This window comes from Cnuibacter physcomitrellae, from assembly GCF_014640535.1.
GTDB classification, from domain to species: domain Bacteria; phylum Actinomycetota; class Actinomycetes; order Actinomycetales; family Microbacteriaceae; genus Cnuibacter; species Cnuibacter physcomitrellae.
Genome location: NZ_BMHD01000001.1, coordinates 2,693,673 through 2,712,666, shown reverse-complemented (window position 1 = coordinate 2,712,666; position 18,994 = coordinate 2,693,673). Strand labels below are relative to the sequence as shown.

Here is an 18,994-nt window from a genome sequence, read left to right as displayed (position 1 = left end):
CCCAGTGTGGAGGACCACCGCCATCAGCGGTAAGGCCCGCTTCAGGACGTGTCCTGAAGCGGGCCTTGTCAGCCCGTCAGGGCGTCTCCCACACTGATCCGTGTCCGGAAGGGGCTCCATGGCCGACTGTCTCGCGGCGACCGGGGGCACCCTGCTCCCCCTCGTCCTCGCCCTCGTCCTGCTCGCGCTCGGCGCCGCGGCGGTGCTCACGATGAGGCGCGGCGGTCGTCTGCGCAGAGGGGCTGCGCTCGGGGTCGTGCTCGCCCTCGTACTGAGCGCATCGGTCGCCGCCTCCACAGGCCTCGATGCCGGCCCCGCCTCCGCCGCCGACGCGGCCTGCACCACTCCCGGGGCCGACCCGACGCAGACGCCTGCACCGGCGACCCCGGTCATCGGCGCCGATCAGGAGGTGATCTTCGCCAGCGGCGGAGTCACCTTCCACGGCTCCTACCGCGGCCCGGTCGACACGTCGGCCCCGGTCCCCGGGGTCGCCATCGTCGTGGGCACCGGGGGCGTCGACCGCAACGGCACCGCGGGAGACCTGCAGACCGACGCCTACTCATGGCTGGCCGACCTGCTGTCCGCCCAGGGGATCGCTTCCCTGCGGTACGACAAGCTCGGGACGGGCGCGACGGGCCTGGGCCCGTACACCGCCGATCCGGCGGAGATGCTGCCCCTGTCGTACGAGCAGCTGCGGGTGCAGCCCGCGCGCGACGCGCTCTCGTTCCTGGCCGCCCAGCCCGGGGTCGACACCGGTCGGCTGCTGCTCCTCGGTCACAGCGAGGGCGGGGCGGTGGCGCTCGACATCGCCACTCACCCGGGCAGCGCTCCCCCGCTGGCGGGACTGCTGCTGGTCGAGCCGGCGTACACCCACATCCTCGACATCGTCTCCCGCCAGTTCACCCAGGAGATGGACGAGGTCGTGGCCGCCGGGGGCATGACGGCCGACGACGAGGCCACCCTCACGACGTGGATGCGGGAGGGCGTCGACCAGATCCGCTCCGGGACGCCGCCCTACCCCGCTCCGGGTCCGGTGCCCCTCCCCGGCGCGACGGGCTTCACCCAGTACGTCCAGGGCATCATCCAGTCGAACGTGTACGGCTCCGATCCCGCCCAGATGGTGATCACCCACGCGTACCGCACGGCATACGGCAAGGACTTCGACGCGATCGTGGCCGACGAGCTCGCGTCTCAGGTGACGATCCCGACCCTCATCACCTGCGGCACGAGCGACTTCAACACGCCCTGCGGCGACGGCAGCCCCGGCAGCGGCGTGCTCGCCGTCGCGGCGGCCTTCGCGCCCGGCGTGGCGCAGCTCGAGGTCATCCCCGACATGGTGCACATCCTGCGCGACACCGGCGAGGACGACGTCCCCGCGATCGCCGACCAGCTGACGTACCCGTTCTCGCAGGACTTCGCCGCCCGCTTCAGCGCCTACGTGGCCCGCTTCAGCACGGAGGCCGCCCGATGAGCGCCGAGCGCGGGACGCCATCCCCCGAGCTGAAGCGGACGCTCGGCGGCTTCCAGGTCTTCGCGATCTCGTTCGCCTTCATCTCGGTGGCCGTCGGCATCTTCGGCACCTACGGCGACGTGCTGTCCTCGTCCGGACCGGTCGGCATCTGGCTGTGGGTGCTGGTCGCCGCCGGCCAGATCCTCGTCGCCCTCGTCGTCGCCCAGTTCGCCGCGCGCATCGCACTGAGCGGATCCTCGTACCAGTGGGCCTCGCGGCTGGCCAACCCCAGGGTGGGCTGGTTCTTCGGCTGGCTCACGTTCTGGTACCTGGCGATCGCCGTGGTGGCGATGGACAACGCGCTCGCGAGCCAGGCGCTCGCACCCCTGTTCGGTCTGCCGTCGGATGAGGGCACGACCCGGCTTCTCACCCTCGTCGTGCTCGCCGTGCAGGCGATCCTCGTCATCCTGTCGACTCGGCTCCTCGGCATCGTGAGCTCGGGTGCCGTGGCCGTGGAGCTGACGATCGTGGCCGTGCTGGTCGTGGTGCTGCTGGTGGTCGCGGCGGTGACGGGGACGGGACGGCCCGAGAACCTCGTCTCGCAGGGTGTGGCCACCGGGGCACCCGACTACTTCGCGATCGGCGGGGGGCTCATGGCCGGCATGCTGATGGGCCTGACCACCTTGGTGGGCTTCGACACCGCCGCGAACCTCGCGGAGGAGGCCAAGGATCCCTTCAAGAGCGTTCCCCGAGCGATCGTCGCCTCCGTCATCGCGGCTGCCGTGGCCGGCATGCTCTTCCTCGTCGCACTCACCGTGTCGATCCAGGACGTGGGCGCGGTGACCTCCGACGGGTCGCCGGTCGCCGCGGTGGTCCGGGAGCAGCTCGGCCCGGTGTGGGAGCGGGTGTTCCTGGCGGGCATCGCCTTCGCCATGTTCGGGGCGGGGATGGTCGTCATGGCCTCCTGCGCCCGGCAGGTGTTCGCGATGGCCCGCGACCAGCGCTTCCCCGCGCACGGCCTGATGCGCCGGGTGAACCCCCGGACGCAGACGCCCGTCGCGGCGACGGTGCTGATCGTGGCCGTCGGCATGGTGCTGATGGTGGCGCTGCCCGGGCAGGCGCTCATCCAGCTCATCGTGGGCAGCACGATCCTGCCCGCCCTGCTGTACGGCGGCGTCGTGGTGCTGTACCTCGTGGTACGCAAGCGGCTGGAACGCCGGGAGGGCGGGTTCAGCCTCGGCCGGTTCGAGCTCCCCGTCGCGATCGCCGCCCTGGTCTGGCTCGCGTTCGCGCTGTTCGCCCTGGTCACCCCCGGCGACGCCCTCGTGCCCGCCCTGATCGTCGCCGGGCTCATCCTGGTGGGGGCCGGGTACTTCACGTGGCTCCTCGTGGCTCGCCGCAGCACCCTCGACCACGAGCAGCCCGCGGACGGCGCGGTCGAGTCGATCGAGGCGGACCCCGCGTAGCTCAGCGGAGGCTCGGGGCCGGGAGCGGAGGGACGTACAGCCCCTCACGCTGCGCGAGCACCGCCGCATGGGTGCGGCTGGGCGACCCGAGCTTCGCGAGGATGTGCTCGATGTGCGTCGCGACGGTCCTCGAGGCGACCGTCAGGCGGTCGGCGATCTGGGCGTTCGTGCATCCGTCGATGATGGCGCCGAGGACCTCGAGCTCCCGCGCGGTCAGCCCGTGATGGTGTCCGGCCGGTGACAGCAGGACCAGTCCGGACAGTCCCCCCACCGGGCCCGCGAGGGCGAGATGGGTGACGCGCACGTGCTCGTCGCGAGACGGCTCGTCCGGTCGGGGCCAGAGGAACGCGGTGTGCGGCTCCACCATCTCGAGGAGGCTGCCGATCATCGACAGCAGCGGGGAGCCTCGCACCAGGAGCGGATCGCCGGGCAGGCCCGGCAAGGGGTGTGGACCGTCCGGGTCGAGCAGGAGGATCCCCGCGTACGCCTCCCTCATGAGCCTGCTCGCCGCCACGATCGACGCCACCCGGAAGCCGCCGCCGTGCGGGCCGGGTCGGGAGGCGTCTGCGGGTCCATCGGGCTCGAGAGGTGCGATGGCGTCCTCCGATCGCCTCAGGCGGTGTCCGCGGGCGAGACGGACTCACGCTGGTCGTCGGGCGACAGCGTCGTGTCAGATGCTCGTCGTCGCCATCTCGGTCGCACAGGGGGTTGCGCTTCCGCTACCGAGGAGATCGTCGAGCCCGCTCCGTGCGGGCTCTCGGTCAGGTCGGACCATCCGATCCCTCCCGGGCCAGGAGATCCGGTCCGGATCCGAGTCCCTGCACGTCGGGGTGGAGCCTCCTCCCCTCGCCCGCCGCGGCATCACGCAGGCGGGTCCGCCGCTCCTCCAGAGCCGCACGTCGCTCGGGCGGAGCGGTCTCGACGAGGTCGTCCAGGGCGGCCAGGAGTCGCCGGGCGACGAGAGGCGAGGACGAGCCGAGGTCGACGAGCTCGTCGAACGCGACGGCCACATACCCGTCCCAGGAGAGCTCCCGTGTGATCAGGCGGACCGTGCCGGCGGCATCCCGGTGCATGCTCTCGCTCAGCGGGCGGACGCAGAGCTGGCGCATGGCGTCGTGGAGGCGGTCGATCGACTGCACGGCCGTCGCGGGGTCCTGGTAGGGACTGGACGCGATGCTCCGCTCCGCGATGTCGACGAGCTTCCGCAGGCCGTAGGCGGCGTCGCCGACGTGGCTGCGCTCGTTGTCGAGCACGATGCCGCGCCGGATCGCTCGGGCGTCGAGGGCGCCGCCGCCACCGCCACCGCGACCGCCTCCGCCGCGCACGACGGGCGCGCCCCGGGGGACGAAGTCGCCGACCGCGACGAGCATCTCGAGGCGGTCCTCGCTCCGTCGGGCCTGATCGATGAGCAGAGGGTGATCGAGCATCACGACCACTCCGGACTCGTCTGCCGTGACGACGCCGGCCTCGACCCGGGGAGTCGTCCGCGCGGGGAAGGATCGGTCGATCTCGCTCTGCAGGTTGTCGCCGACCACGTCGATCAGCCCCGCCACCCGCAGCGACTGCCCGGCGTGATGCACGTAGGCGACCAGGACGATCAGGCTCGCGAAGAGCAGGACGTAGCCGGAGGCCACCGTCACGCTCGGCACCTGCTGCCCGGGTTCCGCCGTGTCGTCGACCTGTGCCACCGCGATCATGCAGAACAGGAAGGTCCCGGCGAAGAGACCGTGGGAGAGCTGGCTCGCTCGATCGCCGAGCAGGGCGCGCACGATGCGCGGGGAGAACTGCTGCATCGCCAGCTGGACGCCGAGCGTGAGCACCGTCAGCACGATCGTCGTCAGCGTCAGCATCGCGGACGCCGCCGTGCTGAGGATGGTCTCACCGCGGTCGGCGTGCCGAGCACGCTCGTCGGGAGAGCGTCGAAGCCCACGGCGTGGTCGACGGCGAGCGTGATCCCGGCGACGAGCGCCCCGCCCACGATGCACATCATCGGCACGGCCCACAGGCTGTTGACCTCCCAGTGGTACTCCCACCGGGTCGGGCGCCGCCCCGAGCGCTCCGGACGATGCGCCCGGGGCGAGCCCGAGCGGCTCATCAGGCGCCCGCGCCCGGCTTCAGCACCACCTTGGTCCAGCCGTCGTCCCGGGCGTCGAAGTGCCGGTACGCGTCCGGGGCCTCGTCGAGCGGCAGCTCGTGGCTGACGACGAACGACGGGCTCGCCTTGCCCGCGGCGATGAGGTCGCGCAGCTGGCGGTTGTAGCGCTTCACCGGAGCCTGGCCGCTGCCGAGCTTCTGACCCTTGAACCAGAACATGCCGAAGTCGAACGCCAGCTTGCCCTGCTTCGCCAGGTCGTCGGCCGCTCCCGGATCCTGCGGCACGAACACGCCGACGCAGCCGATCGTGCCCGTGAACCGGACCGAGCCGACGAGGCGGTTCATGGTGAGGTTGGCCTCCTCCTCGCCGTCCGGCTCGTGCGCCTGGTAGCCCACGCACTCGCATCCGTTGTCGGCGCCGAGGCCCATCGTCTGCTCCAGCACCGCCTCCACCGGGTCCACCGCGGAGTCGTCGATCGCGATCGCCCCGATCGACTCCGCGAGCGCCAGACGGTCCGGATGCCGGTCGACGACCATGACCTTGCTCGCACCCCGGATCGTCGCCGAGAGAGCGGCCATCAGGCCGACCGGACCCGCGCCGTAGATGACGGTCTGGTCCCCGGGCTTCACACCCGCCATCTCCGTCGCGTGATATCCCGTGGGGAAGATGTCGGCGAGCATGACGTAGTCGTTCGCCCTCTCCTCGGCGTCCTCGCCGAGGCGCAGGCAGTTGAAGTCGGCCCACGGGACGCGGAGGAGCTCCGCCTGCCCGCCGGCCCAGGGCCCCATGTCCGCGAACCCGTAGGCGGCTCCCGCCCAGGCCGGTTCGGGCTGCGCGGTCAGGCAGTAGTTGGTCAGACCGCGTTCGCAGTTCTTGCAGTGTCCGCAGGCGACGTTGAACGGGACGACGACCCAGTCGCCCACCTTCAGCTTGTCGACCCCGGCTCCGACCTCGATGACCTCGCCGAGGTTCTCGTGCCCGAACCACCGCCCGGTCTCGAAGTCCGTCCGGCCCTCGTACATGTGCAGGTCGGACCCGCAGATGTTCGTGGTGGTGATGCGGATGAGCGCGTCGGTGGGCCGCTCGATGCCCGCGTCCGGGACATCCTTGACGACGACGTCTCGCGGGCCCTCGTACACGACTGCCTTCATGGCCGTTCTCCTCTCCTCGAGTCCCGATGACCCGAGGCGGACGGAGCGCGCCGACAGCCTCTCGATCGTGACTAGCCCCAGTCGACGCCGCGGATCCGAGGGCGCCCATCGGCAGACATGCCGATCTCTTCGGCGGGGCACCGCCGATCGGCGATGTGGGACGGCGAAGTCAGCGGGCGGAGGACGTCAGGACGCGGAGGGCGTCACCAGACGATGCCGCCGCCGATCGAGATGCCGCCCCAGGTGAGGAGGACGAAGATCGCGGCGAAGACGACGGGGGCGATGCCCTTGCCGCCCCGCGCGAGGCCCTTCAGGAGGCCGATGACCGCGAACACCGCGGCGACGATCGAGAGCCCGCCGCCCAGGATCAGGCCGATGAAGAGCGGGATCGGCATGAGCAGCAGGCCGACGAGGCCCAGCCAGAAGGCGGCCCAGGCGCTGGGGTTCGTGCGGCGACCGTCGTAGGTGGAGGACATACCCCATTATCTGCTGAACGCCAGGGGACGGGCGGGGCTGGTAGCGGATGCGGAGACGCCGGTCCGGCGGGCTGCTCTGCCCGCCGGACCGGCGTCCCGGTGGCTACTCGCTCGCGCCGTCGGCTCTCGGACCGCGTCGACGACGGCGGGTGACGAACACCGCTGCAGCTCCACCGGCGAGGACGATCAGGGCCACGAGGGTGATCAGCAGCGCCTGGCTGCCCGTGCTCGCGAGGTCGCCGTTCGAGCTCGACGCGGAGCCGCTGCCGACGCCGACCGCACCCGAGCCCGCACCGGGCTGGCCTGCACCGGGACCGGTGCCAGGTTCCGTACCAGGGCCCGTTCCGGGGCCCGTTCCGGGACCGGTGCCGGGGTCGACGACCGTCACCCCGAACACCGAGGCGAGCAGGCGCACGGCCTCGACAGGGTCACCGCTCAGCAGCACGTGCTCCGCATCCGCGGTGATCCCCGCCGACGCGTCGCCCGTCACGGCGGTGCCGTTCACCATCGCGTCCTGCGCCAGGTCGCGGATCACCGAGACGAGCGTGTCGGACGCGGACAGCGTGGACGTGTCGACCGCCGCGAGCGCCGCGGCCCTCGTCGACACGGCCCCCGCGCCAGGCACGAGCTGAGCTGCCGCGTCCGCCGCGAGCTGCGCCGCGGTCACGCGGGCCTCCGCCGAGTCCGTCACCGCACCCGAGGCGTCCCAGACGGGAGCGTCGACGAGCGCCTGCACCGCATCCTGAGCGGCCCCTGCCGGCAGCGACGAGACCAGCGCCTCGAGACGGGCGCGCGGCGCATCCGTCCGCTCACCCCAGCCGTAGGCGTAGAGCGGCGAATACGACTCGTCCCCGACGTTGATCGGCACCTGGTCGGCCGAGGCGGGCCAGGTCAGCGGCAGGCGACCGGTGAAGGGGGTGTCGCCGAACAGCACGTCCGCGACTCCGGCACCCTCGCTGCCGGGGAGGAACGACGCCACGAGGCCGGAGATCTCGTCCATCTTGTCGGTGACGATCTGCGACCGTCCCGCGACGACGAGGACGACGCACTCCATGGCCCCGCAGACCTTGTCGATGGTCGAGCGGTCGGCGTCGCTGAGCGAGAGGCTCTTCCCGTTGTTCCCGACGTCGCCCTGACCCTCGGCGTACGGGGTCTCGCCGACCACGACCACGCCGACGCTGTCACCGTCCATCGGGGCCGACGCGTCCTTCGAGTAGGTGATCTCCGCATCCGGCGCCACCTGCTGCATGCCCGCGAGGATCGTGGTGCCCGTCGTGGCGGTGGGGCCGGAGCCGCCCTGCCACGAGATCGTCCAGCCGCCCATCTGGTTGCCGAGGTCGTCAGCGTTCGAGCCGGCGACGTAGATCGAGGCGTCCTTGGCCAGCGGCAGCACGCCGTCGTTCTTCAGCAGCACCTGCGACTCCGCCGCGGCCTGGCGAGCGTCCGCGCGGTGCTCGGCGCCGCCGAACTGGTCGGCCGTGCTGCGGTCGGTCAGCGCGTTCTCGAACAGGCCGAGCTCGAACTTCTGGGTGAGGATGCGGCTGACGGCGTCGTCGACGCGGCTCTGGGCGATCGTCTTGTCGACGGTCACCGCGTTCTCGACGCTCGTGATGAAGGCGCCGAAGTTGTAGGGCGCCATCGCCATGTCGAGGCCCGAGTTCACCGAACGCACCACCTTGTCGGCGTAGGTGCCGCCCGGCAGCTTGTCGATGCCCTCCCAGTCGCTGATGAGGAAGCCGTCGAAGCCGAGCTCGCCCTTCAGCAGGTCGGTGTTGAGCGCCGTGTTCTCGTGCATTCGGATGTCGCCGGTGCCGCCGATGTCGACGCCCGAGTACGAGGGCATGATCGTGCCGACGCCGGAGTCGATCGCCGGGATGTACGGCGCGACGAACTCCGTCTTGAAGTCGTCGAGCGACGGCGAGTGCGTGAGGCCCTGGTCGATCGGGTAGCCGTTCCCGACCTTCGACGGGTCGTAGGCGGTGCCGCCGTCACCCGCCCAGTGCTTGGCCGAGGCCAGCACCTCGTCGGTGCCCGACTTGTCGGTCGGGTCGTCGCCCTGGAGCCCGACGATGCTCGGGGCCGCGAAGGTGGAGACCAGCGCCGGGTCCTCGCCGAAGGACTCGTAGGTGCGGCCCCAGCGCTCGTCGAGCCCGACGCAGAGGCACGGTGCGAACGCCCAGTTCACGCCCGTCACCTTGGTCTCGACGGCGGTGTCCTGCGCGAGCTGCTGCACGAGGGCCGGGTCGCGCGTGGCGCCGAGTCCGATGTTGTGCGGGAAGATCGTCGCGTCGAGCACGTTGCTGTGCCCGTGCACCGCATCCGCCCCGTAGAGGAGCGGGATCTGCAGCGGCGTCGAGAGCGCCTGCTCCTGGAACCCGTCGATCATGTCCGCCCACGCCTCCGGCGTGTTCTGCGCCGGGGTCGATCCGCCGCCGGACAGGATCGAGCCGAGGCCGAGGTCGGCGATCTGGCTGGGCGAGGACAGGCCAAGGCGCTCGGCCTGCGCCATCTGCCCGACCTTCTCCGACAGGCTCATCCGGCTCATCAGATCGGCCACGCGGGTGGCGACCGGGAGCGAGGAGTCGAGGTAGGGCAGGCCGTACGCGTTGACGACCACCTTCGGCGGGCTCGCCGGGAGCTGGGCGCCGTCGGCGTCGAGCTCGATCGGGATGCTGCGCGCCTGGTCGCCCGCGGCGTCCGTGGTGAGCGCGGTCACCTCGAACGTCTGCGTCTGGCCGGATGCGGTGCCCGCCGGGAAGGTGAGCTCACCGCCGAACGCCCCCACGTGGGTGCCGATCTCGGCGGTGCCCGTCCCGGGTCCGTAGCTGACGGTGACGTCCTCCGTGAGCGCCTCGCCGTCGGAGGTGTTCAGCGTCACTCCGACCTGCACCGTCTGGCCGCGGTCGAGCAGGTACACGTCCTTGGTCGTGTCGACGGTGAGGTTCGCGGCCTGCTGCGGGGTGCCGTAGAGCTGCACGTCGTCGACCGCCCAGCCCGTGCTGGTGGCCTTGCCCGGGGTGAAGGTGATCGCGAAGCCCCACGCCTTCGTCAGGTCGAAGGTGCCGTTCTGGGTCTCGGCGCTGCCGGGCTGGTAGCTGCCCGGCGTGAAGGCGCTGAACGGCAGCTCGACGAGCTTCCAGCGGCTGGTGGAGCTGCCCCAGTTGTCCTTGAAGGTCGTGGTCCACAGCTCGGAGTGCTCGCCGTCGGGGCCGCCGTCCTTCACCTCGACCTTGATGTCGTCGCCCGCGGTCGGCGAGGCCGGGTTGCTGGCCTGCGAGGCGTACCACCAGAAGCGGAGGCCACGGTACGAGCTCCAGTCCTGCGACGACGCGAGGTTGTCGCTGAACCCGGCGTATCCGCCGGCCGGGATGAGGTAGTTCCCCGAGAGCACCCTGTTGTCGGGGACATCGCCGCGCTCCTGCGCCGTGACGTCCATCGTGACGAGGTTCTCGGCGCTGCCCCAGGTGAAGAAGCCCACGGGATCGGCCGAGGTGCTCAGCGGGACGTCGCCCTGGAAGTCCTCGAGGGTCGTGGCCCGCTCGAAGATCGCGAAGTCGTCGAAGCGGTAGGTTCCCGCGCCGAGGCCGGTGAGCGTCACGGCGAAGCCGGTCGAGGCGCCGGGCTCGAAGCGCGACGGGTCGGAGGGGTTGCCCTTCAGGCGCAGGTCGACGAAGAGCACGTTCACCTGCCGCCATCCGACCGAGTCGTCGACGACGTTCTTGTCGAAGAGCTGCCCGTTCGACTTCACCTCGAAGCTCAGCGTCTTGCCGGTGCCCTGACCGAGGAACCAGAAGCCGAACCCGTCGGCGGCCGACCAGTCCTGAGCGGCGGTGTCGTTCGTGAAGCCGAACCAGTCGTTCGCGCCGGGTGCGCCGGACACCGTGGCGACCAGCACGTGGTTGTCGGTGGAGGCGCCGGGGATGCCGTCGTCGACCGTCGTGGTGAGCGCCGGCTTGAGAGTGTCGTTGCTCGCCCAGGTGGAGTAGTCGGCGGGGACGCCCGACTCGAAGCCCTGGAGAACGGTGCGGGCACCGTCGTTCGGCAGGTCGCCGCTCGGAGAGAGCGTGACGACGGCGGTGCTCCGGGTGCCGAGCGTGATGCCGTCGGACGGGTCGGACAGCGCGAGCGTGAAGCTCCGCACGGGGGCGAGGGCGCCCTGCGACACCGTCGGGACGGTGACCGGCACCGAGGTCTCCCCGGCGGGGATCGTGACCGTGGTGTCGACGGCGGTGTAGTCGGTGCCCGCGACGGCGCTGCCGTCGGTGCTCTGGACGCGCACGGTCTGGTCGGTGGCGGCGGGACTGTTCAGCGTGACGTTCGCGGTGGCATCGCTGCCCGCGCTCACCTCGATGCTCTGGTCGTCGAAGCCGACCGAGGGCACGGTGACGCTGCCGCGCACGGCGAACGTGAAGATCGAGTAGCCGTAGTAGTGGAGGGTGGGCGCCTCCCAGGTGAAGGCGACACGCTTGAGCATGGCGACACGCACGTAGCGGGCGTCGGTGGGCGTGGCGAAGGTCACCTGGTCGGTGCCGCCGTCGCTGTCGGTGACGCTCGCCGCCGTGCTCCAGCTGGCCGGGTCGTCGGGGTTCGCCGACGCGACCTGCACGTCGTACGCGGTCGCGTACGCGGCCTCCCACGTGATCTCGACGCCGGTGACGGTCGCATCCGACCCGAGGTCGCTGGTGAGGGTGGCGGTGAAGGTGGTGTCCTCATCCGGGCCGTTGCCGCTGGCCCAGCGGGTGGTGGCGTCACCGTCGGTCGCGTTCGAGGCGGGGAAGTTCCCGTCCTTGTCGTTCTGCGAGGCGGAGGCCGTGGTCGTGCCGCTCCGGGCGAGATCGGGATCCGCCGCGGTCGCGGTGGCGGTCTGGCCCACCACGAGGCCTGCGCCCAGGAGGGCGGCGACCACGCTCGTCGCGAGCACCGAGCGGAGGCGACGGCGGGAGTCGGGGCGGGATGCGGCGGGCCGCGGGGCGAGCAGAGTCACTGTCACTCCTTCATGACTGTCCGTTCAACGGCGAACGGAACCCCCTGAACGCGTGTGACGCATCCGGGGGGTCGTTCGAGAAGCTTGTCATCCGGACCCGGTGCGGTCAAGGCTGCGGATGGCGGATGACAACGTTTGACAGAGCGACTGGCCATCCAATACCGTCGAAGTCATCCTTCGTCTGACAACGATGTCACAACCGTTTCGGCCCACCCGCCCAGGCGAAGCTCCCCGACACACGGCCATCACCGGCGAAGGAGTCACCGTGGCAGCCCACCGACCCGAACGAGCTCGCACGCGACGGAGGGCTCCGCTCCGCAGAGCCGCCGCGCTCCTCACGGCCGCCGCGCTCTGCTCCCCCGTCGTCGCCCTCACCGGCCCGGCCCTGGCCGCATCGGCCGCGCCCTCGAGCACCGCGGCCGTGGCCGGCCCCGCCGCGTACGGCGCCCCGGACGACACCGCCGCCGAGTACTACGCGGCCCTCCTGCGCCACACCCGCTGGACGAACACGGTGTGGGATGCCTCGATCAACGCCTACCAGTCGAAGGACTTCAACTTCGCGGTCGTGCTGGGCAACGCCGTCCTGCTCACCCACGGCGACTACGACGCCTCGATCGCCGGTATCTCGAAGGACGAGCTCCGCGCCCGCACGATCAGCACCATCCGCTACTACGCGGCGAAGAACCGCTTCGTCGACCCGAAGGGCACCTGGGGCCAGCAGCTGTTCTGGGACTCGACCTTCCAGTCCTACTTCCTCGACGCCGGCCGGCTGATGTGGGACCAGCTCGACGCCCAGACCCAGCAGAACCTGGTCACCATCGCCACGGGTCAGTCCTCCTACACGGCCGACCTGGACTACGGGGACGACCCCCGCTCCGGCTCGTGGACGGCCGACTGGCCGACCGGCAAGTACGAGGGTGACACCGCCCAGGAGGAGTCGGGCGTCTACACGCAGGCCCTCACCCCGGGTCTCGCGTGGGCCCCGAACGACCCGGATGCCGGGCGCTGGGCCGAGCAGCTCGGCGACTGGGCGCGCAACGCCGCCGGACAGCCGACGGCCGACGCGAACAACCCCGCGATCGTCGCGGGCAAGCCGATCTCGTCGAACACGATGCACACCATCTGGGACACGTACCTGGTCGAGAACCACGGCTCGTTCGGTCCGCACTACCAGTCCGACATCTGGCGCTCGGGCGGACGCAACGCGATCCAGTTCATCCTGAACGACCAGCCGATCCCCGACTTCCTCACCCATCAGCCCAACTCGGCCGAGCTGTGGGAGTCGATCAAGCTCGTCATGAGCGACCAGGGCGAGCCCTTCATGCCGATGGTCGCCGACCGCGAGTACCTCTACGGTCGCGACGTGCTGCCGATCGCCTTCCTCGGGCAGGTGCTGCGCGACCCCGACGCCGCCCGCGCCGAGGCGAACCTCGCCGGCGCTCTCGAGGAGTACCAGGCCTACGCGCCCACCGACCGGCTGACGAAGTTCTCCGGGGAACCGAAGTACGAGCCGGAGGCGCGCGCCGAGATCGCGATCTCCTACCTCCTCCACGTCGAGGCCGCCGAGTCGGCGGACGGTCCGGTGCAGCCCACCCCGCAGGAGGAGTTCTTCGACCGCCTCTCCGGAGTGCGCGACTACGGCGCAGGCCCCGGCCTCACCGTGCAGCAGACCCCGGATGCGTGGGCCGCGGCCTCGAGCCACCCCGGCTTCCTGAAGTTCCCGTGGGTGCCCTCGCACGACTCCTGGCTGTTCGCGCTGTCCGGCTCGAACCCGTTCCTCTACCCGACGAGCGGCGCCACGGTCGACGACCGCCGCGTCACCACCTACACCGACCCCCGCGACGGGTTCGAGGGCACGTCCTCGGTGTTCAGGATCGGCGACGGATACGCCGGCCAGGTGACGCTGCCGACCGGGTCCGCGATCTACGCCTCCACCGGCGCCGGCTGGCAGGACGGCACGGTCTCCGTGCGCAACCTCGACCTCTCCGGATACGACGGGCTCGACGGGTCGCGCACGTACACGACGGCCGAGGGCGCCACCACGGCGACCCTCCCGGTCACCGTCCCCGCCGACCCGGTCGACGCCCAGGCCGCGCGGATCGACGACCTCTCGTTCGATCCGGTCTCGGCGCGCTACGTCCGCATCCAGGGTCAGCAGGGCAACCCGAAGTACGGCTACTCGCTGTACTCGCTGCACGCCTACGGATCCGGCTCCGAGGCCTCGACCGACCTGGCTGCCGGCAAGCCGGCCACCGCCTCCAGCGAGGACGCCAAGGGCGGCAGGACGGCCTCGACCGTGACCGACACGAACCCCGGGTCGCGCTGGGCCGTGGCGACCGACCAGCGCACCCGCGCCGACTCGTGGATCCAGGTCGACCTGGGCTCCGAGCAGACCGTGGGGGCCGTGCGCCTGGCCTGGGAAGCCAGCGCCGGCGAGCGCTACCTCGTCCAGACCTCGTCCGACGGGGTGACCTGGACCACGCAGACCGCGTTCACCGGCTCCGCCGACGCGAACGCGGCGCGTGTCGACACGATCGACCTGACGCCCCCGGGCGCCCCCGCTCCGGCTCCGGTGGACACCCGCTTCATCCGGATGCAGGGCGTGCAGGGCGACTCGGCGTACGGCTACTCGCTCTACACCCTCCGGGCGCTCACCTCGACCGGTACGAACGCCGCGGCGGGCAAGCCCGCCACCGCCTCCAGCGAGGACCCGACGAAGCCGGCCTCCGCCGTCACCGACGCCGACGGCACCTCGCGCTGGGCCGTCTCGAAGGCGGACCGCGGTCGCCCGGACTCGTGGATCCAGGTCGACCTCGGCGCCCCCACCTCGATCGCCCAGGTGCAGCTCGCCTGGGAGTCGGCGGCGGGCCGCGAGTACCGCATCCAGACCTCGCTCGACGGCGAGACCTGGACGGACGCGGCGAGCTACCGCTACACCGGCGACCAGATCGCCTCGACCGAGGGCTCGTGGATCAACGTCGAGGACGAGGCGGGCTTCGTGGTCCGCGGCGGTCAGGCGCCGATCACCGTCTCGACCGAGGACCCCTCGATCAACGCGGTGCGTCTCGGCGGCGGCGACCAGCCGTTCCTCGTCGAGATGGTGCCGGGCGACTCCGCCGCGACCGCCGCCCAGGACTCGGCCGCCGAGCCGACGACCGACGCGCCGGGCCTCCTCGTGAGCTCGCTCGACGGCTACCTGACGGCGTTCAACCTCACCGACGCGGACGTGTCGGGCACGATCACCGTGCCCTACACCGGCGACACCGTCTCGCTCTTCGCCGGTGACCAGACCCTCGGCGCGGACTCCTCCTCGCTCGCGGTGACGGTCCCCGCCGGGAGCGCGGTCGTGCTCGCCCCGCGTGCGACGATCGCCGCCTCGGCCGCCGACGGCCTCGCGGTGTCGGTCGCCGACGGGCGCACGATGAGCGTCGCTGCCGCTGGTGTCTCCGCTGCCGCTGCCGCGGCCGACGCTGCTGCGGCGACGGTCGACGTCACGAACGTCGAGACCGGGCAGACGCAGTCGCTGCCGGTGGGCGGCACGGCCGTCGCCGGGGCGGCCACGTTCCCGGGCGCGACGCCGTTCCCCGTCCCGGATCTCGCGCTCAGCACGCTCACGTTCCCGGGCTCGGTGCTGCCCGCCGGGATGACCGCGCCGTCCCTCGCGGTCGACGGCGACAGCACGACGTCCTGGACGCCGGGGCCCGATGGCCGGATGGTCACCGATCTCGGCGCCGCGCATCCGATCGGGACCGTCACCACGCTGTGGGACGGCGCCGACGCCCCGGGCGCCACGGTGTCGGTGAGCGACGACGGGCTCACCTTCACCGAGGTGGGCACGATCGAGGCCGGCACCACGCACGGGTCCGTCGAGGTCGCCGCGACCGCGCGGTACGTGGCGCTGTCGACCACGTGGGCCGACGGCGACCCGGGCCTCGTGGCGCTGCGGGTGCTCGCGCCCGGCGCGGTCGACGACGCCGCCCCGGGCCCGATCTCGGGCGAGCTGTCGGACCTCACGGTGGGCCAGGCGGCGACCGGCGACCTGAGCGCGGACGGGACCCCGACCCCGACCTACGCGGTCGTCGCCGGAGCCCTCCCCGCGGGTGTCGTGCTCGATGCCGCGACGGGCGCGTTCTCCGGGACGCCGACGACCGCGGGCGCCTACGCCTTCACGGTCGCCGCGTCGAACGGGGTCGGCTCGCCGTCCGTCCGCGACTTCTCCGGGGTCGTCGCGGCCGAGGCCACCACGCCTCCCACCACTCCCGGCGAAGGCTCGGGCGGCACGGGTGGCACGGGCGGATCCGGCGGTTCTGCAGGCTCGGGCGGATCCGCGGGCGCGGGTTCGACCGGGTCGAACGACGCGGGTGACCTCGCCACCACGGGCATGGTCATCGGCTGGTCGCTCGCCGGTGCGCTCGGACTCCTCGTGGCCGGGGCCATCGCCTTCGCCGTGACCCGACGTCGCCGGGCCCAGCAGGGCTGAGACGACGCGAGGGGCCGGCCGGATGACGGCCGACCCCTCGCCCGATCCGCTCAGGACAGGGCGCTGAGGCGCTCGAACTCCTCGTCGGTGAGCGTGATCGCCGCACCCGCGACGTTCTCCTCGAGGTGCTCGACCGACTTCGTCCCGGGGATCGGGAGGATCACCGGCGAGCGCCGCAGCAGCCAGGCGAGGGCGAGCTGGCTCGGCGTCGATCCGTGCTCGGCGGCGATCGACGACAGCACGCTGCCGGGCCCCGACAGCTCACCGGTCGCGAGCGGGAACCACGGGATGAACGCGATGCCGTTCTCCGCGGCGTAGTCGAGGACGTCCTCGGACTTCCGGTTCGTGAGGTTGTAGAGGTTCTGGACGCTGACGATGTCGGCGACCGCACGAGCCCGCTCGATCTCCTCCACCGACACCTCGGACAGGCCGATGTGGCGCACCTTGCCCTCGTCCTGCAGGGCCTTCAGCTCGCCGACCGTCTCCTCGACGGGGACCTTCGGGTCGATGCGGTGCAGCTGCAGGAGGTCGATGCGCTCGACGTCGAGGTTGCGGAGGTTCAGCTCGGTCTGCTGCCGGATGTACTCGGGGCGACCGACCGGCGTCCACTGACCCGGGCCCTGGCGGGTGAAGCCCACCTTGGTCGCGATGACGAGATCGTCGGCGTAGGGATGCAGGGCCTCGCGGATGAACGCATCCGTCACGTAGGGACCGTAGACGTCGGCGGTGTCGATGAGGTTCACGCACAGCTCGACCGCGCGGCGGAGCACGCGCACGGCGCCCTCGCGATCCTCGGGCCAGCCCCAGACGCCCTTCCCGGTGAGCTGCATCGTCCCGTAGCCCAGCCGGTGGACGGGGAGGTCGCCGCCGAGGGTGAAGGTGCCGGATGCGGATGCGGTGATGTCGGTCGTCTCTGCCATGCCCAGCCCAACCCGGCGGGGCCTGACGCTATTCCGGGCAGATGAGGCCGGGAGCGCATGTGACAGTCGTGGAGGGTTCGCACGCTCCGAGACCACCACGAGTGTCACATCCACGCCGCTCTCGAGGCCGATCACCCGGAGGCGTCGCCCGGTCGTGCAGAGTGGAGGCATGACAGCACCGCGCCAGCTCCGCCTGATCATCGAGACCGACGACTTCGACGAGGCGGTCCGCTTCTACCGCGACGTCCTCGGCATGCCCGAGCAGCCGGCGTTCGCCACCGAGGGCGACGACCGCATCTCGATCCTGCACGCCGGGATCGCGACGATCGAGCTCGCCACCCGTACCCACGTGCGCGCGATCGACGCCGTGGAGAACGCGCCGACGAGCGAGGGCCCGGGACCGACGCTCCGGATCGCCCTCGAGGTGCCCGACACCGCGGATGCGGTTGCGGCCGCCGAGGAGTCCGGCGCCGAGCTGCTCGCCCCGCCCACGGAGACGCCGTTCCGGACGACCAACGCGAGGGTGCAGGGCCCGTCGGGCTGGCAGGTCACGTTCTTCCAGGAGCTCGAGACCCTGGAGGAGCGCACCGCCCGCCCCGGCTTCACCACCGACGACGAGCGCGCACGCTGAGCGCCGACCACCACCGGAGGAACACCATGGACGATCAGGCCTCCGCCCTGCTGCGCGCGGTGCGTGCGGCAGGGCTCCTCTCCGATCCCGTCGAGGACGAGGGCGTCGTGCGCGGCCCGGCCCGGCTGGACGCGGCGGGATACGACGTGTCGGTCAACCTCGACCCGGACCCCGACCTCGAGGATGCCGACGACTCCCCGGTCGACCCCGCATCCCTCATCGCAGCGGCCAGGGCGTTCCTCGCGCTGAGCCGCGAGAGATGGAGCGACCTCCTCGGGGAGATCGTCGAGGAGGTCGGTCCCGTCGCCGGACGCCTCCTGACGCGCGAGGACCTCGTGCTCGCGTGGGTGGCGGTCGTGCCGGAGGCGTACCTGCTGTCGTTCCCCGTGCCCGGCGACCCCCTCGCGGCCCACGTCCGCGTGCAGCTCGGCGCCGACCTCGAGCTCGATGAGCTCGGCGTCGACGAGGATGAGGACGAGGACGACGAGGATGCGCTCGAGTTCGACTCCCTCGACGCGCTGCTCGACGAGCTCGAGGGGAAGAGCACCTGATCGCCCACGCGGGCGGTGGCAGACTCTGGGGGTGAGCTACTCCGTCGACGTCGATCCGCAGCGCCTCGACCGCGAGTGGATCTGGCGGATGCTGTCGACGGAGGCGTACTGGCACCGCTGGCGCACCCGCGAGCAGATCGACCAGCAGGTGGACACCGCCTGGCGGGTCGTCGGCGTCTATGACAGCCTCACCGGAGCGCAGCTCGGCTTCGCCCGAGCCGTCTCCGACGGGGTGAACGACGCCTACCTGGCCGACGTGATCGTCGACCCGGACGAGCGGGGCCGGGGAATCGGAAAGCTCCTCGTGAAGACCATGATCGAGGACGGCCCCGGCGCAGCGTTCCGATGGACGCTCTTCACCGGAGACGCCCACGGCCTGTACCGCGGCTTCGGATTCGCGGCCCCGGACAGCACCGCGATGGTCCGCCCGGGCGCGCGCCCCGCTCGGGCGTAGGCCGGTTCCTTGTAGCGGATGGTGCGCTGCGTCGAGTCCGTATGCTGACTACGTGACCTCGACTCTGGGCTGCATCGGTTTCGACTCCGCCGGCCGAGCCGAGCTCCTGACCACCGTCGGGCGACTCGCCCACTCAGCCCGACCGCTGGGCACGGCCGACGGTGTCGAGGTTCTCCGCTGGGAGGACCCGAGCGGAGCGCGTCTGACCTTCGACCGACTGCGAGACCGTCTCGTCGCCTTCGTACCCTCGTTCGCCGGCCGGCCCGGGGTGTTGCTCCGCAATTGCCGCACGGTCGGCACGAAGGTCGTCGTCGGCGACGTGCTCGACTCCGCAGG

13 protein-coding genes are annotated in these 18,994 nt (G+C 71.7%); 6 read left to right on the top strand and 7 right to left on the bottom strand.

Annotated elements, in window-relative coordinates:
• Positions 1-118: 118 nt before the first annotated feature.
• Complete coding sequence (locus IEX69_RS12715; RefSeq protein ID WP_085017708.1) at positions 119-1,471, top strand: alpha/beta hydrolase family protein; 1,353 nt, start codon at positions 119-121, stop codon at positions 1,469-1,471.
• Positions 1,468-2,916 (top strand): APC family permease, encoded by a 1,449-nt coding sequence (locus tag IEX69_RS12710; protein WP_085017707.1) that lies wholly within the window; start codon positions 1,468-1,470, stop codon positions 2,914-2,916. Before IEX69_RS12715 ends, IEX69_RS12710 begins: the two co-directional genes overlap by 4 nt.
• A gap of 1 nt (position 2,917) precedes the next feature.
• Here the strand turns inward: IEX69_RS12710 and IEX69_RS12705 are convergent, their stop codons facing one another.
• From IEX69_RS12705 to IEX69_RS12685, 6 genes are all read right to left on the bottom strand, one after another.
• The gene (locus IEX69_RS12705; protein ID WP_157127046.1) at positions 2,918-3,412 is read right to left on the bottom strand and encodes a helix-turn-helix transcriptional regulator; all 495 of its coding nucleotides are present in this window, start codon (positions 3,410-3,412) and stop codon (positions 2,918-2,920) included.
• Between the two features lie 265 nt (positions 3,413-3,677).
• Positions 3,678-4,766 (bottom strand): DUF2254 domain-containing protein, encoded by a 1,089-nt coding sequence (locus tag IEX69_RS12700; protein ID WP_085017705.1) that lies wholly within the window; start codon positions 4,764-4,766, stop codon positions 3,678-3,680.
• Entirely contained in the window at positions 4,760-5,011 is a 252-nt protein-coding gene (locus IEX69_RS20935) for a hypothetical protein (RefSeq protein WP_085017704.1), read from the bottom strand. Before IEX69_RS20935 ends, IEX69_RS12700 begins: the two co-directional genes overlap by 7 nt.
• Entirely contained in the window at positions 5,011-6,162 is a 1,152-nt protein-coding gene (locus tag IEX69_RS12695) for a glutathione-independent formaldehyde dehydrogenase (protein ID WP_085017703.1), read from the bottom strand. Before IEX69_RS12695 ends, IEX69_RS20935 begins: the two co-directional genes overlap by 1 nt.
• Positions 6,163-6,365: 203 nt before the next feature.
• Positions 6,366-6,638, bottom strand: coding sequence for a hypothetical protein (locus IEX69_RS12690; protein WP_085017702.1), 273 nt, complete (start codon positions 6,636-6,638; stop codon positions 6,366-6,368).
• Positions 6,639-6,741: 103 nt separating this feature from the next.
• On the bottom strand, positions 6,742-11,622 hold the full coding sequence (locus IEX69_RS12685; protein ID WP_174604356.1) for a glycoside hydrolase family 3 N-terminal domain-containing protein: 4,881 nt from the start codon (positions 11,620-11,622) through the stop codon (positions 6,742-6,744).
• Positions 11,623-11,887: 265 nt separating this feature from the next.
• Here IEX69_RS12685 and IEX69_RS12680 point away from each other — a divergent pair, with 265 nt between their 5' ends.
• On the top strand, positions 11,888-16,102 hold the full coding sequence (locus IEX69_RS12680) for a discoidin domain-containing protein (RefSeq protein ID WP_085017700.1): 4,215 nt from the start codon (positions 11,888-11,890) through the stop codon (positions 16,100-16,102).
• Between the two features lie 50 nt (positions 16,103-16,152).
• On the opposite strand, the gene IEX69_RS12675 is transcribed toward IEX69_RS12680, so the two are convergent.
• On the bottom strand, positions 16,153-17,022 hold the full coding sequence (locus IEX69_RS12675) for an aldo/keto reductase (protein ID WP_085017699.1): 870 nt from the start codon (positions 17,020-17,022) through the stop codon (positions 16,153-16,155).
• Between the two features lie 169 nt (positions 17,023-17,191).
• On the opposite strand from IEX69_RS12675, the gene IEX69_RS12670 reads away from it, so the two are divergent.
• Genes IEX69_RS12670 through IEX69_RS12660 form a run of 3 tightly spaced genes read left to right on the top strand, consistent with a single transcriptional unit; the run spans position 17,192 to position 18,658 of the window.
• On the top strand, positions 17,192-17,653 hold the full coding sequence (locus IEX69_RS12670; RefSeq protein ID WP_217348648.1) for a VOC family protein: 462 nt from the start codon (positions 17,192-17,194) through the stop codon (positions 17,651-17,653).
• A 26-nt stretch (positions 17,654-17,679) separates the two neighbouring features.
• Positions 17,680-18,204 carry a hypothetical protein gene (locus IEX69_RS12665; protein WP_085017698.1) on the top strand — a complete coding sequence of 175 codons (525 nt, stop codon included), beginning with the start codon at positions 17,680-17,682 and terminating at the stop codon, positions 18,202-18,204.
• A 31-nt stretch (positions 18,205-18,235) separates the two neighbouring features.
• Entirely contained in the window at positions 18,236-18,658 is a 423-nt protein-coding gene (locus IEX69_RS12660) for a GNAT family N-acetyltransferase (protein ID WP_229756342.1), read from the top strand.
• Positions 18,659-18,994: the final 336 nt, after the last annotated feature.

What these genes read in the sequence shown, in the direction of transcription:
- IEX69_RS12715 (WP_085017708.1), top strand. Translation starts at nt 119, where the DNA reads ATGGCCGACTGTCTCGCGGCGACCGGGGGCACCCTGCTCCCCCTCGTC.
- IEX69_RS12710 (WP_085017707.1), top strand. Translation starts at nt 1,468, where the DNA reads ATGAGCGCCGAGCGCGGGACGCCATCCCCCGAGCTGAAGCGGACGCTC.
- IEX69_RS12705 (WP_157127046.1), bottom strand. Translation starts at nt 3,412, where the DNA reads ATGAGGGAGGCGTACGCGGGGATCCTCCTGCTCGACCCGGACGGTCCA.
- IEX69_RS12700 (WP_085017705.1), bottom strand. Translation starts at nt 4,766, where the DNA reads ATGCTGACGCTGACGACGATCGTGCTGACGGTGCTCACGCTCGGCGTC.
- IEX69_RS20935 (WP_085017704.1), bottom strand. Translation starts at nt 5,011, where the DNA reads ATGAGCCGCTCGGGCTCGCCCCGGGCGCATCGTCCGGAGCGCTCGGGG.
- IEX69_RS12695 (WP_085017703.1), bottom strand. Translation starts at nt 6,162, where the DNA reads ATGAAGGCAGTCGTGTACGAGGGCCCGCGAGACGTCGTCGTCAAGGAT.
- IEX69_RS12690 (WP_085017702.1), bottom strand. Translation starts at nt 6,638, where the DNA reads ATGTCCTCCACCTACGACGGTCGCCGCACGAACCCCAGCGCCTGGGCC.
- IEX69_RS12675 (WP_085017699.1), bottom strand. Translation starts at nt 17,022, where the DNA reads ATGGCAGAGACGACCGACATCACCGCATCCGCATCCGGCACCTTCACC.
- IEX69_RS12670 (WP_217348648.1), top strand. Translation starts at nt 17,192, where the DNA reads ATGACAGCACCGCGCCAGCTCCGCCTGATCATCGAGACCGACGACTTC.
- IEX69_RS12665 (WP_085017698.1), top strand. Translation starts at nt 17,680, where the DNA reads ATGGACGATCAGGCCTCCGCCCTGCTGCGCGCGGTGCGTGCGGCAGGG.